The sequence below is a fragment of the Tistrella mobilis genome, assembly GCF_041468085.1.
Taxonomy (GTDB): domain Bacteria; phylum Pseudomonadota; class Alphaproteobacteria; order Tistrellales; family Tistrellaceae; genus Tistrella; species Tistrella mobilis_A.
The window spans coordinates 1,011,201-1,024,168 of record NZ_CP121017.1; the positions used below are offsets into that span (position 1 = coordinate 1,011,201).

General features: G+C 69.4%; 13 protein-coding genes. All 13 read right to left on the reverse strand.

Annotation, left to right across the window (positions count from 1 at the left end):
- Positions 1-8: 8 nt before the first annotated feature.
- Positions 9-605, reverse strand: a complete 597-nt coding sequence (locus P7L68_RS10415; RefSeq protein WP_372004924.1) for a TetR/AcrR family transcriptional regulator — start codon at positions 603-605, stop codon at positions 9-11.
- 27 nt (positions 606-632) lie between these two features.
- Entirely contained in the window at positions 633-1,667 is a 1,035-nt protein-coding gene (locus P7L68_RS10420) for an aldo/keto reductase (protein ID WP_372004928.1), read from the reverse strand.
- Between the two features lie 96 nt (positions 1,668-1,763).
- Complete coding sequence (locus P7L68_RS10425; RefSeq protein ID WP_372004931.1) at positions 1,764-2,729, reverse strand: alpha/beta fold hydrolase; 966 nt, start codon at positions 2,727-2,729, stop codon at positions 1,764-1,766.
- Positions 2,726-4,015 carry an alpha/beta fold hydrolase gene (locus P7L68_RS10430; protein WP_372004934.1) on the reverse strand — a complete coding sequence of 430 codons (1,290 nt, stop codon included), beginning with the start codon at positions 4,013-4,015 and terminating at the stop codon, positions 2,726-2,728. The genes P7L68_RS10425 and P7L68_RS10430 overlap by 4 nt, the downstream gene beginning before the upstream one ends.
- A gap of 69 nt (positions 4,016-4,084) precedes the next feature.
- The gene (locus P7L68_RS10435) at positions 4,085-4,324 is read right to left on the reverse strand and encodes a type II toxin-antitoxin system HicB family antitoxin (RefSeq protein WP_372004936.1); all 240 of its coding nucleotides are present in this window, start codon (positions 4,322-4,324) and stop codon (positions 4,085-4,087) included.
- Between the two features lie 161 nt (positions 4,325-4,485).
- On the reverse strand, positions 4,486-4,803 hold the full coding sequence (locus P7L68_RS10440; RefSeq protein WP_372004939.1) for a hypothetical protein: 318 nt from the start codon (positions 4,801-4,803) through the stop codon (positions 4,486-4,488).
- A gap of 82 nt (positions 4,804-4,885) precedes the next feature.
- Positions 4,886-6,418 carry an AMP nucleosidase gene (locus tag P7L68_RS10445; protein WP_372004941.1) on the reverse strand — a complete coding sequence of 511 codons (1,533 nt, stop codon included), beginning with the start codon at positions 6,416-6,418 and terminating at the stop codon, positions 4,886-4,888.
- Positions 6,419-6,509: 91 nt separating this feature from the next.
- A complete protein-coding gene (locus tag P7L68_RS10450; protein ID WP_372004943.1) occupies positions 6,510-7,442 on the reverse strand; it encodes an ABC transporter permease in 933 nt (310 codons plus the stop codon).
- A complete protein-coding gene (locus P7L68_RS10455; protein WP_372004945.1) occupies positions 7,439-8,569 on the reverse strand; it encodes an ABC transporter permease in 1,131 nt (376 codons plus the stop codon). The genes P7L68_RS10450 and P7L68_RS10455 overlap by 4 nt, the downstream gene beginning before the upstream one ends.
- Entirely contained in the window at positions 8,562-10,133 is a 1,572-nt protein-coding gene (locus P7L68_RS10460) for an ABC transporter ATP-binding protein (RefSeq protein ID WP_372004948.1), read from the reverse strand. Before P7L68_RS10460 ends, P7L68_RS10455 begins: the two co-directional genes overlap by 8 nt.
- A complete protein-coding gene (locus P7L68_RS10465) occupies positions 10,130-11,224 on the reverse strand; it encodes a BMP family ABC transporter substrate-binding protein (protein ID WP_372004950.1) in 1,095 nt (364 codons plus the stop codon). The genes P7L68_RS10460 and P7L68_RS10465 overlap by 4 nt, the downstream gene beginning before the upstream one ends.
- Positions 11,225-11,297: 73 nt before the next feature.
- A complete protein-coding gene (locus P7L68_RS10470) occupies positions 11,298-11,687 on the reverse strand; it encodes a VOC family protein (protein ID WP_372004952.1) in 390 nt (129 codons plus the stop codon).
- 46 nt (positions 11,688-11,733) lie between these two features.
- Positions 11,734-12,744 (reverse strand): isopenicillin N synthase family dioxygenase, encoded by a 1,011-nt coding sequence (locus P7L68_RS10475; RefSeq protein WP_372004955.1) that lies wholly within the window; start codon positions 12,742-12,744, stop codon positions 11,734-11,736.
- Between the last annotated feature and the right edge of the window lie 224 nt (positions 12,745-12,968).

Consider the following 12,968-nt stretch of genomic DNA (forward strand, 5'->3'; position numbering starts at 1 on the left):
CCGCAAGATCAGGCCTCCGGCGGGGCGAGGCCGCGGGTGATCAGGTCGAAAATGTCGTCGAAGGCCCGTTCGACCTCGGCCTCGGGCAGCGACCAGTGGCCGACATGGGCCGGATGATGAAAGACCATGGTGGTCCGCAGCACCGCCCAGGCCGTGGCCCGCGGATCGTTGAACCGCACCTCTCCGGTGACCATGCCGTCGCTCAATATGCGCGATATCTGGTCGACCAGCTTGCCGACATGGTCCTGAACCACGGCATCGGCCTCGCCGGCCAGTGCATGATAGACCGCAAAAAGCTCAGGATCTTCAAGCACCTTGCCGCGCTTGATCCGGATCAGCCGTTCGAGCCAGCGCCGCAGGCGCGGCAGGGCCGGGCCGGTCTCTGCGGCAATCTCGGCCAGCGGCTCCGAGACGCGGGCGAGCCAGCGGGCGGCCACCGCCTCACGCAGGGCGGTTTTGCTGGGGAAATGGCGATAGATGCTGCCATGGCTGACGCCGAGCGCACGGGCCACGTCGACGACCGTGGTCTTCTGAAGCCCGAACCGGCGGAGGACATCCTCCGCCGTGTCCAGGATCTGTTCGGGCGTGAGCGCGCCGTCGGCCAATCCGTCTCTCCCCTGGGGGCCGGGGCGTCAGACGGCCCCGGTCTCGCTGTCCAGCATCCGCATCTGTTCAGGCGTGTAGCGCGTCCCGGCCGTGGCGTCGGCCGGGATGGCATCACGGATCCGGGCAAGATCGCCGGATGAGAGCCGGATGTCGAGCGCTCCGATTGCTTCGGCAAGCTGGTGACGCCGGCGGGCGCCGATCAGCGGCACGATATCCGGGCCCTGGGCCGCCACCCAGGCGATGGCGATCTGGGTGGCGGTCACCTCGCGTTCCGCCGCGATGTCGTGCAGCACGCCGGTGAGCGCCAGATTGCGTTCCAGATTGTCGCCCGAGAAACGTGGCAGATGGGCGCGGTAATCCCCCACCGCCAGCGCCCTGCGTGCCGCCCAGTCGCTGGAGAGCAGGCCGCGGCCGAGCACGCCATAGGCGCTGATCACCGTGCCGAGCCGGCGGGCGGCGGGCAGGATCGAGGCTTCGATGCCCCGGTCGAGCACCGAATATTCGATCTGCAGCCAGCGCACAGGATGCACGGCGGCCGCGCGCTCCAGGGTTCGGGCACTGACTTCCGAGAGGCCCAGATGGCGGACATAACCGGCCTCGATCATCTCGGCGACGGCGCCGACCGTGTCCTCGATCGGCACCGCCGGGTCGAGCCGGGCCGGCTGGTAGAGATCGACGTAATCGGTGCCCAGCCGCTTCAGGGTATAGGCAAGCGCGTTCTTCACCGCGGCCGGGCGGCTGTCGAATCCCAGGAAGCGGCCCTCGGGGTCGCGCAGCGCGCCGAACTTGACCGCGATGAACACATCCTCGCGCCGCCGGCTCCACAACGCCTCGCGGATCAGCAGTTCGTTGTGGCCCTGGCCGTAGAAGTCGCCGGTATCGAGCAGGAAGATGCCCGCATCGAGCGCGGCATGAATGGTCGCGATGCTCTCGTCGCGATCGGCCGGACCATAGGCATCGGACATGCCCATGCAGCCGAGGCCGAGTGCCGGCAGGGTCATCGGATCGTCCAGCCGGCCGGTGGTGCCGGTGAAGGTGTGGGCAGGAACGGAGACAGGCATGACGCCATCCTCTCTTCATCGGGGTGTGAAGAGAGGATGCGCCTGATAATGACAGATTTCAATATCTGTCAGTCAGAGTCTCAAAACCGTCATCCGTTATCCGCCGACTGATGCCTCCCTGGTGGCCGGCTCGTCGAAGAAGGCGGCGGCGGCGGCGGCGATGAAGCCGGAGCGTTCCATCGGCAGCATGTGGGTGATGTCGGCCAGCTGAAGCAGGTCGAACCCCGCGGCCCGGGCGGCGACAGAGGCGATGGCGGCGGTGAAGGGATCGGCCGCGATGCCCTCGGGCCGGCGACCGGCGATCATCAGGCTGGGGGCGATGAGACCCGGTTGCCGCTTCGCCCGGGCGAGCAGATCCCAGAGCCCTTCCGGGGTGTTGCCGGCATAGAAACCGCTCTCGACCACGGGCGGACAGGCCAGGCGGAACCCGCCATCCTCCGCCGGGACCAGCACGGCGGCGGCCAGGTCGTCGGGCGCGCCCGGCTCCATCCAGGCAAATTCCGGCCGCTCGCGGAAGATGCGGGCGAAATCCGCGCGGCTGGCAAAACGGTCCTTGCGGCGTTTGACCCGCTCGGCCAGGAAGTCGCGCCCGGCGGCGGCCTCGGTGGCCCCCTCCATGTCGCCGGCCGGAATCAGCGGCGGCTCCATGAACACCCGGCGATGGTAGAGCCGGCCTTCCGCCTGTTCGGCATGCAGCGACAGCACGCCCGAATAGGAATGGAACAGCGCGTCCGGCGGCGTGCCGGCTTCCGTCGCGAGATGGCGGGCGATGGCGGCCTGGTCGGCGGCAAGCCGGGCCTGGGGCGGGGTGACCTCGATGCCGGCGGCGTTCAGGCCGTGGCCGCGCAGGTCCACCGCCACCACCTCGCGATCCCGCGACAGCGTCTGCCACAGGCCGCGACAGGCCAGGGTGGCGAAGCCGACGCCATGGCCCAGGATCACCGGCCGGCGGCCGCTTTCGGCGAAACGCGGGCCGATCCGGGCCAGGGTGAGGGCAAAGCCATCGTCCATGCCCAGCCGCTCGACCGTGAAGCCGGCATCGGCGAAGGCCTCGGGGATCACGCCGTCACCGCGCGCGTCCGAACCATGATCTCTGAATGCAGCGTCCGATGAACCGGGCATTTGTCGGCAATCTCCATCAGCTTGGCGCGCTGGTCGTCGTCGAGTGGACCGTCGAGACGGATCTCGCGGTCGATCACGTCGATCTTGCCCTCGCGGGTTTCGCACTCGGCGCAGTCTCGGGCATGGACCTTGGCATGCGCAAGGGTGACGGTCACACGGGCGAGCGGCCAGCCCTTGCGATCGGCATACATGCGGATGGTCATCGAGGTGCAGGCACCAAGGCCGGCGAGCAGATAATCGTAAGGGGCAGGCCCACCATCCTGGCCGCCCACCGCCACCGGCTCGTCGGCCAGCTGGATATGGCGGCCGACCCGGACGGTGTTGCCGAGTTTGCCCCGGCCGTTCTCTGCCACCACCACCTTGCCTTCCGGCGGTGGCGCGCCGGCCGCGGTGGCGGCATCGACCGCACGTGCATCGGGCGCGCCGGCCCGGGCGCCGTGGCGATGGCCGGCCTGGTCGTCGCGGGTGTAGCGCGCGGCCCAGGCGGCGATGACGCCTGCGGCATAGGCGGCATCGGCGGCGCCGTTCAGCAGATGGTCGGCGGTGTCGAGCGACACGAAGCTTTTGGGATGGCGGGCGGCGACGAAGATCCGGGTCGCCTCGTCGATGCCGACGATCTGATCGAAGGGCGCATGCATCACCAGCAGCGCCTTGTGCAGCCGGCCAAGGCCGCGCAGCACATCGGTCTCGCGCACGCCCTGAACGAAATCGCGGGTGACGGTGATGGTGCCCGAGCCCAGCGGCAGCACCGCGCGGCCGTCGTCCAGCGCGTCGTCGGCGGCGCGGCCCAGATGGTGCAGGATGTGCTCGGGGGCGGACGGCGCACCGATGGTGGCGACGGCGCGCACGGCGGCCAGCCGGGGGGAAGCGGCCAGCACCGCGGTGCCGCCCAGGCTGTGGCCGATCAGCAGCACTGGCGCCGCGTAGTTCCGCTCCAGCCAGCCGGCGGCGAGGATGATGTCTTCGACATCGGCGGCGAAATCAGGCGCCGGCGGCTCGCAGCCCTCGCCGCTGCCGGTGAAATCGACCCTGAGCACGCCGAAGCCTTCCGCCGCCAGCCCGCGTGCAATCCGGGTGGCCGCGGTGCTGGCGGCAGAGCAGGTGAAGCAATGGGCGAAGATCGCCCAGCCGGCGGTGACCGTACCCTCTTCCGGCAGGTCGATCAGAACCGGCAGCGGTCGGCCGTCACGGCCGGCAATCTCGGGGCGGAGCGGCGGGGAGGTCATGGGCGCGCATCCTTAGGCCAGGTGGACGGGATGCCTGCCATGCTACCGCCCGGTATGGGGGACCGCCAGTCATGCGACTTTGGGGCGCGGCTCGATGCCCTTTTCGCGGCAGAGGCCGAGATAGACGGCCAGCGATCTGCGGCCTTCCTCGATCAGGTCGGGGATATTCGTCGCGTAGAAATCGGCGCCACCGCTCAGGCCGACGAATGCACCGCGCAGCATCCGGGTCTCGGGATCGAGGGTGACGGTCGCCGTCTCGCCGTCAATCTCAAGACGGTCGCTCAGGGGGGCGATGCTTCCTCCCGACATGGTACTTCCTCCCGCCATGGGCGATGATCCGCGGGCGTCAAAGCCTGCCATTCATGCCAAGCTGTGCGTGACAAAAGGTCAAACAGGTTCAGCCCCCACAAGGGCGGGGACCCGCCGCGCGGGCGGCGGCGATGGCCCCCGCCGGGGTGGGGCGGGTGGGGTCAGCGGGCCGGTTCCGGCGGCGGGGCCGGCTTGCGGTTGCGGGTCACACCGGAATTGGGGTCCGAATGCGAGGGCGGGTCGCTGGCCGGGAAGCTCTCATCCAGGGCTTCGTCGATCCGTTCCTCTTCATGCTCTTCGGCTTCCGTCTCCGCATCTTCGGCGGGGTCGTCGTCGATGCGGGCATTGCCGGGCTCGGTCTGGGACGGCGGGTCGCTGGCGGGGAAGCTTTCCTCAAGCGCCTCGTCCAGGCGCTCGTCGGTATGGGCCCGGGCGGCGGTCTCGTCCGCCTCGTCGGCGGGGGATTTCCGGTTGGTCATAGGGTCCTCCTGTTCGGGGGCGCACCTCTCATATGTCGATGCATGCCCCGAGGTACAACCCGCGAGACCCCGATCTGGTGCCCTACTGAAATGCGGTTTCGGTGAAGCTGCGCAGCTTGCGGGAATGCAGGCGTTCGCGTGGCATCGCGCGGAGCGCCTCCATGGCCCGGATGCCGATTTCCAGATGCTGGGCGACCTGGCGTTTGTAGAAATCGGTGGCCATGCCGGGCAGCTTCAGCTCGCCATGGAGCGGCTTGTCCGAAACGCAGAGCAGGGTGCCGTAGGGTACGCGGAAGCGGAAGCCGTTGGCGGCGATGGTGGCCGATTCCATGTCGAGCGCGATGGCGCGCGATTGCGAGAAGCGCTGGACCAGGGCGCTCTGGTTCCAGAGTTCCCAGTTGCGGTTGTCGATCGAGGCGACGGTGCCGGTGCGCATCACCTGTTTCAGATCATAGCCGTCGAGGCCGGTGACATCGGCCACGGCATGTTCCAGCGCCACCTGAATCTCGGCCAGCGGCGGGATCGGCACCCAGACCGGCAGGTCGTGGTCCAGAACATGATCGTCGCGGACATAGCCATGGGCGAGCACGTAATCGCCCAGCCGCTGGCTGTTGCGGAGGCCGGCGCAATGGCCCAGCATCAGCCAGGCATGGGGGCGCAGCACCGCCACATGGTCGGTGATGGTTTTGGCGTTGGAAGGGCCGACGCCGATATTGACCAGGGTGATGCCGGACTGGTCGGGCCGGGTGAGGTGATAGGCCGGCATCTGCGGCAGCTTGCCGTCGGGCAGGGCGAGGCCGCGGCCGGTTTCGCCCGCACGGGTGACGAGATTGCCCGGGGCCACGAAGCTTTCATAACCGCTGCGGGCATCGGCGAGCAGGCCCGACGCCATGCGGCAGAATTCGTCGACATAGAACTGGTAGTTGGTGAAGACGATGAAATTCTGGAAATGCTCCGCCGCGGTGGCGGAATAGTGCTGCAGGCGGTGCAGCGAATAGTCGACCCGGGGGGCCGTGAACGGGGCGAGCGGCATCACCCCGTCCGCCGCCTCGTAGGTGCCGTTGGCGATGGCGTCGTCCATCAGCTTCAGATCCGGCAGGTCGAAGATGTCGGCCAGCGGCCGGTCGATGCGCAGCGCCGCGGCGCCCTCGACATATGTGCCGTCCCAGAAGGCGAAATGCAGCGGAATGGGCACGGCCGAATCGCCGATCAGCACCGGCACGTCGTGATTGCGGATCAGCAGCGAGATCTGTTCGGTGAGATAGCGCCGGAACAGGTCGGGGCGGGTGATGGTGGTGGCATGCACCCCCGGCCCCGAGACGAAGCCATAGGAGAGCCGGCTGTCGACCCTGGTATGGCTGTCGGTGACCAGGCGGATCTGGGGGTAGAAGGCGCGCACCCGTACCTCGCCCAGGCTGCCGTCGAGCAGCCGGGCGAAGGCCTCGCGCAGCCAGCGGGTGTTACGTTCGAACAGCTCGACCAGCCGGTCCACCGCCGCCACGGGGTCGCGGAAGGGCTGGAGCGGCGCGGCCGGTGCCTGCTCCAGCGGGCGGCTGCCGGTCGCCCGGCCGGTGGTCTCGGGGTAGGGCACGGGGCTCGTCTCCGTTCTCGCCATATGATCAGGCAAGATCGGGTGCGGCGGCGCCGGTATCAAGGGAAGAGCCTGTGACGGCGCCGGCCGCCCGGCCTCAATACCGGCCCTTGCGTCAATGTCTGTCCTCGCGCGAATAGGGGCGGCCCAGGGCGGCCGGCCCCATGGCGCCGTCGCGGCGCAGGATGGCGGTGGCAACCAGCACCACCAGGGCGGCGAGATAGGGGGCCATGAACAGGATGAAGGTGGGCACCGCCACACCGGCGGCCTGCAGCCGGGGCACCAGCGCATCGACCGCACCGAAGAGCAGCGCGCCGCCGATCGCCGCGACCGGGTTCCAGCGCGCCAGGATGACCACGGCGATCGCGATCCAGCCGCGGCCGTTGGTCATGCCCTCGATCCACATCCGGCTGCCGGCCAGCGCCAGATAGCCGCCGGCCAGGCCCGAAAGCGCACCGCCGGCCAGCACTGCGCCCATCCGGGTGGCGGTGACCGGCACACCCGCCGCATCGGCGGCATCCGGCGCCTCGCCCACCGCCCGCAGCTTCAGCCCGCCATCGGTGCGGGCGAGATACCACCAGACCAGGGCGGCCAGCGGCAGGCAGGCATAGAGCAGGGCATCCTGGGCGAAGAGAACCGGGCCGATGCCGGGCAGATGGGCGAGGCCATGATCTTCCAGCCGCGGGAAGCCGGGCACGCCCTTCTGGGCATAGTCGCGGCCCAGAAGCCCGGTGATGCCCGCGCCCAGCGCCGCGAGGGTGAGGCCGGTCACCACCTGGTCGGCCTTGAAGATCAGGCAGGCGACGCCGAAGACCAGGGCGAGGCCGGCCCCGGCCAGGATCGCGGCGGCGGCCCCGGCGACCGGGCTGCCGGTGGCGAGCGAGGCGACGGCACCGGCAAGTGCGCCGCACATCATCATGCCCTCGGTGCCGAGATTGAGCACGCCCGCCCGGCCGGCGAGAATGGTGCCGAGCGCCGCCAGCAGCAACGGCATGGTCATCGGCAGCGCCGCCGACGCCCAGTTGATCAGGAAGATGCCGTCGGTCATGGCCGGTCCCCTCTTCCGGAATGCGGGCCGACGCGGTGCAGGCGGATGCCATAGCGGGCGAGCATGTCGGCCGAGACCACCGAGACCAGGATCACGCCCTGGATCAGCAGCACCACCGCCCGCGGCAGCTGGTAGAAGACCTGGGCGGTATCACCCGCGACATAGAGACCGGCGGTCAGGATCGCCACGATCACCACCGGGATGACGCCGAAGCGGGCGAGGAAGGCGATCACGATGGCCGAGAAGCCGGTGCCGGTGGCGAGCGCCTGGGTCAGGCGGTATTCCTGGCCGGCGGCGATCATGAAGCCGCCGAGGCCGGCAAGCGCGCCCGAGAGCAGCACGGCGCCTGCGATCACGCCCGCGACCGGCAGGCCGCAGGCGAAGGCGACCCGGGCATCGGCCCCGACCGCGGCCACCCAGGCGCCGATGCGCGAGCGTTCCGCCACCAGCCAGAGCAGGGCGGCGAGGACCAGCGCCACGATCAGCCCGACATGAACCTTGCCCCAGCCCAGCCCGGCCAGACGCTCCACGCCCGGCTCGAAGCTTTCGGAATAGGGGAAGCTGGAGGCGGGATCCTTCCAGACCCCGAAGACCAGATGCTGGACGAAGAGGGCGGCGACATAGTTCAGCAGCAGGGTGGTGATGATCTCGTTGACGCCGAGGCGGCGCTTCAGGATCAGCGGCGGCAGGGCCATCAGCGCCCCGCCGGCCATGGCGGCCAGGGCCATCAATATCAGCCGCGCACCGGGGCTGCCGATATCGGCGACGGCGACCCAGGTTGCGCAGACGGCGCCCATCCAGGCCTGGCCCTCGATGCCGATGTTCCAGAAGCCGATGCGCAGCGCCGCGGCGGCGGCAAGCCCGACCACGATCAGCGGCGTGGCCGCGACCAGGGTCAGCGCCAGACCTTCGCTGCTGAAGAAGGTGTAGATCACGAATTCGTTCAGCACGTCGCGCGGCGGCACGCCGGCGGCGGCGAGCATGGCGACGGTGGCGCCGAGCCCGACCCCCAGCCCGACGGCGAGGGCGAGCAGGGTGTGACGGGGCCGGACATCGCGGCGCGGTGTGGCGATCAGCCGGACGGGCAGGCGCGGCCGGCGGCCGGCGGGAACGGTCAGGTCAGCCATGGGCCGTGCCTCCTTGATCGCCGACCATCAGGGCGCCGATGGCGGTGCGATCGGCCGCGCCCGGCAGCTCTCCCACGATGCGGCCACGGTTGATCACCCCGATCCGGTCGGCCAGCGCCAGGATCTCGTCCAGATCGTCGCTGATCAGCAGCACGGCGGCGCCGGCATCGCGGGCGCGGACCAGGCTGGCCCGCACCGCCTGGGCGGCGCGAACGTCGAGCCCGCGGGTGGGCGAATGGGCCAGCACCACCGCGGTTGCCGGATCACCCAGTTCGCGGGCCAGGACCAGCTTCTGGGCATTGCCGCCCGACAGCAGCCGCGCCGTGGTCCAGGGGGTGGCGCCGGCGACGCCGTGGACCGCGATCAGCTTGCGGGCACGATCGGCCAGGGCCTTGCGGTCGAGCAGGAAGCGGCCGCGGCGAAGCCCGGTGAGGGCGAGGTTGAGCGCCACCGGCAGATCGGCGGCAAGTGCCGCGGCGAAACGGTCGGCCGGCACGATGCGCAGCCCCGCCTGCCGGCGTGCGGCCGGGTGCTGGCGGTCGAAGGCATGGCCGTCGATCACCACCTGGCCGGCATCGGCGCGGCGCAGCCCGGCGATCATTTCGGCCAGTTCGGTCTGGCCATTGCCGCCGACGCCGGCAAGGCCGTAGATCTCACCGCCATGCACGGCCAGCTGCACGCCATGCAGCATGGGCGCGCCGTCATCGCGCCGGCCGGCGAGGTCGTTGACATAGAGCCGGACCTGGCCCGGCCGCGCCGGCGCGGGCGCGATGGCCGGCCCCGGCTCCCCCACCATCAGCCGGGCAAGTTCGGCAGGCCCCAGGCCGTCGGCGGGCAGGTCGGCGGCGACCGTTTCGCCCGCGCGCATCACCGTCACCCGGTCGGCGACGGCGGCGATTTCATGCAGCTTGTGGCTGATCAGCACGATCGCCCGGCCCTCGTCGGCCAGGCGGCGGAGCGTGGCGAGCAGGGAGGCCGCCTCGACATCGGCCAGAACCGCGGTCGGCTCGTCCAGGATCAGGATCCGGGCGCGGGTGATCAGCGCCTTGACGATCTCCACCCGCTGCATCTCGGCGACCGAGAGATCGGCGACGCGGGCCTCGGGATCGAGGTCGAGCCCGGCCTCCGCCCCCGCCTCCGCGATCCGGCGGGCGATCTCGGCCCGCGAGAGGCCGGCGAGCGCCTTCGCGCAGGCGAGGCGCAGGTTTTCGGCCACCGTGAACGGCTTCACCAGCTTGAAATGCTGGTGGACCATGGCGATGCCGAGACCGGCGGCGATGTCGGGGTCGAAGCCCGGCACCGGTACGCCCGCCACCGCCACCCGGCCCCGGTCGGGGGCGTAGAGCCCCGTCGCCACGGTCATCAGCGTCGATTTGCCGGCCCCGTTCTCCCCCAGCAGGGCGTGGATCTGGCCGAAACGGGCGATGAAGCCGGCGGCCTTCAGCGCCGGCTTGCCGTCGAAGGCCTTGTCGATACCGGCGAGCGACAGCGCCTCTGCCCCCACCGCAGGCGCGGCGGGAGCGGGTGAGACGGTCGATCGCGCGCGGGGCGGGGCGGCGGTCATTTCGGCAGCGTGCCGGAGGTGCCCTCGACCAGGAAATCCATGCCGAAGAGCTGGGCGGTATCGAGGGTGGCGCCGTCTGCGACCACGACCTTGCCGGTCTGGTCCTTGATCGGCCCCTTCCAGATGTCGAGCCTGCCCTCGGCGATGGCGGTTTTGGTCTCCAGAATCTTCGCCTTCTGGTCGTCGGTCAGCGCCGTGCCGGTGAAGGCGGAGATGCCGACCAGGCCGGTTTCCAGCCCCTCGAAATAGGTGCCGCCCTCGAAGGTGCCGGCGATCGCCTTTTTGATCTGCGGCACCACGAAAGCGCCCCAGTTCCAGGTGGCGGCCATGATATGGGCATTGGGGGCCGAGGACGACATGTCGGCGTTGTAGCCGATCGACTTCACACCGGCGCGTTCGGCCGCGATCTGCGGTCCGGGGGTGTCCTGGTGCTGCCCGATGACGTCGGCGCCCTGTTCGATCAGCGCCTTGGCGGCGGCCTCTTCCCGCACCGGATCATACCAGGTGTTGGTGAAGGAGACGGCGACCTCGGCCGCCGGGTTGACCGAGCGCGCGCCCAGCGCGAAGGCATTGGCGTTCCACAGCACCAGGCCCAGCGGATAGGCGGCGACGAAGCCCAGCTTGTTGGATTTCGTGGCATAGCCCGCCGCCATGCCGGCCAGATAGAGCGATTCGTAGGACTTGCCGTAATAGGAGGCGAGGTTGGGTGCCGAGGTGTAGCCGGCGGCGTTCATGAACACCACCTCGGGATGGCGCGTGGCGGCTTCCTTGAAGGCATCCGAATAGCCGAAGGCGGTGCCGACGATGATGTTGAAACCGCGCCCGACATAGCGGTCGATCACCTGCGACACCCGCTCGGTGACCTCGGGAATGCTCTCGGTATAGGCGGTCTGGACGCCGAGTTCCTTTTCGACCGCCTTGCGCGACTGGTCGTGGGCCCAGGTCCAGCCCAGATCGCCGACCGGGGCGATATAGATGAAGGCGACCTTGGGGTCCCCCTTGATGCCCATCGCCGCATCGGCCGGCGCCGGCACCGCCGACATCAGGCCGAGCGCCATCATCGCCGCCGTCAGGGCTGCGCGTATCCGCATGTGTCCGGATCCTCGGAAAGATCGTGGAAGAGGAGAAGATCGTAGAAGAGGGGGGATGAGAGAGGGCGGCCGGTCAGTCGAGCATCTTGTTGATCCGGAAGACATTGCCCTCGGGATCGAGCAGCACCGCCTGGTACCAGTCGTAATAGGTGCGATAGGGCGCCTTGATCAGCGTGGCACCCTTCTCCACCGCCTTCGGCACCATGGCGTCGACCTCGTCCACCGTGTCGACATCGATGTTGAGCAGGAATTTAACGCCCCTGGTGTCGGCGAAATCCTGCAGTTTCAGCAGCTCGTAGGCGTCGAGCGCGTTGAAGCCGATCGCGGTGCCGCCGGCATCGATCCCCCGGAAGATCGGCGAGCGGATCGCCTCGATTTCGGGGAAGCCGAAGACCTCGGAATAGAAGCCCGACAACGCGACCACGTCGCGGGCGAAGACGTTCACATAGCTCAGATGCGCCATCGGGCGTCGCTCCGACTCGGGGTGGATGCGCAAGGGGCGCCGCCGCTCAGGCGGCGTCGCGGCCCTGGGCGGTCTGCTTGGTGAACTTCATGTAGAGATGATCGCCGGACGAGACGGGCGCGTATCGGGCCGGGTTGCCGGGGCCTTCGCAGCTTTCCAGGCACGACACCGTCGCGTCGTAATTCGGCTGGTGGAAGAAGACCAGCGAGATGCGCCGACTGTCGAGCGCCTTGTCACGCGGCGGATTGATCACCCGGTGCATGGTCGAGATCCAGGTGTCGTTGGTCCACTGCATCATCAGATCGCCGATATTGACGACGAAGGAGCCGGGGATGAAGGGCACGTCGACCCATTCGCCCAGCTTGTTGCGCACCTGCAGCCCGCCCGGCCGGTCTTCCTGACGCACGATGGTCAGGCTGCCATAGTCGGAATGGGCGCCGGCCCGCATCTGGCCGGGCAGCGGCTCGTCCTTCTGGTCGGGATAGTTCAGCACCCGGAACATGCTGATATGGCGGTCGATCTTGTCGTCGAAGAAGGTCTCGGGCAGGTCGAGCGCCAGCGCGAACAGCCGCATCAGATCGGCGGCCAGCGTCTCCTGACTCTTGAAATAGGCCTCCCAGATCGGGCGCAGCGCCGGCAGATCCTCATCCGGCCAGAGATTGGGCGCGAAATGCACCGCGGCCGATCCCTCGGTGAAATAGGGATCGTCGGCGGGCACATCGATCGGGCCGACCGAGAAGCTCTCTTTCAGGTCGGGCGGGGTGGGGTCGTCCAGGCTGTAGGACAGGCCCTCTTCGCAGAGCCCGCTATAGCCGCGGACCTGATCGGGCGAGGGCTGGGCGACCTTGCGCTTCACCGGCTCGGGCAGGTCGAAGAACTGCCGCGAGATGTCGTAGGTGGAGGCGACCAGATCCGCCGGCACCTGATGGCCGGTCACGACCATGAAGCCGATATCGCGGCAGGCGCGGCCGACCTCGGCGGCGACCTGCGCCTTGCCTTCGGGCGTGCCGTCGTAATAGCCCGCAAGGTCGATGATGGGAACGTTTTCGAGTGGCATGACTGCCTCCACAACGCGGGGACCACCGTCCGGCGTCGTTCATCGCGCGCCGGCCCTGTCTTTGCTTGGCGGTTGCGGCGACTCGCCCCCGATCCCCGCCGCCCCCCTTTGGGGGTGCGGACGTCTCCCGGATCCGGGCCGTCATCGCCGTGTGCGCATGCGGGGGCATTGCGTCACCACCCCCGTCTCCCCGGGGGCGCTGGCGGCTCGGAAGGTTAGCAAAA

Coding starts and splice junctions, on each gene's coding strand:
- P7L68_RS10455 (WP_372004945.1), bottom strand. CDS start 8,569: ATGGCTGACCTGACCGTTCCCGCCGGCCGCCGGCCGCGCCTGCCCGTC.
- P7L68_RS10450 (WP_372004943.1), bottom strand. CDS start 7,442: ATGACCGACGGCATCTTCCTGATCAACTGGGCGTCGGCGGCGCTGCCG.
- P7L68_RS10465 (WP_372004950.1), bottom strand. CDS start 11,224: ATGCGGATACGCGCAGCCCTGACGGCGGCGATGATGGCGCTCGGCCTG.
- P7L68_RS10470 (WP_372004952.1), bottom strand. CDS start 11,687: ATGGCGCATCTGAGCTATGTGAACGTCTTCGCCCGCGACGTGGTCGCG.
- P7L68_RS10475 (WP_372004955.1), bottom strand. CDS start 12,744: ATGCCACTCGAAAACGTTCCCATCATCGACCTTGCGGGCTATTACGAC.
- P7L68_RS10420 (WP_372004928.1), bottom strand. CDS start 1,667: ATGCCTGTCTCCGTTCCTGCCCACACCTTCACCGGCACCACCGGCCGG.
- P7L68_RS10435 (WP_372004936.1), bottom strand. CDS start 4,324: ATGTCGGGAGGAAGCATCGCCCCCCTGAGCGACCGTCTTGAGATTGAC.
- P7L68_RS10440 (WP_372004939.1), bottom strand. CDS start 4,803: ATGACCAACCGGAAATCCCCCGCCGACGAGGCGGACGAGACCGCCGCC.
- P7L68_RS10460 (WP_372004948.1), bottom strand. CDS start 10,133: ATGACCGCCGCCCCGCCCCGCGCGCGATCGACCGTCTCACCCGCTCCC.
- P7L68_RS10445 (WP_372004941.1), bottom strand. CDS start 6,418: ATGGCGAGAACGGAGACGAGCCCCGTGCCCTACCCCGAGACCACCGGC.
- P7L68_RS10430 (WP_372004934.1), bottom strand. CDS start 4,015: ATGACCTCCCCGCCGCTCCGCCCCGAGATTGCCGGCCGTGACGGCCGA.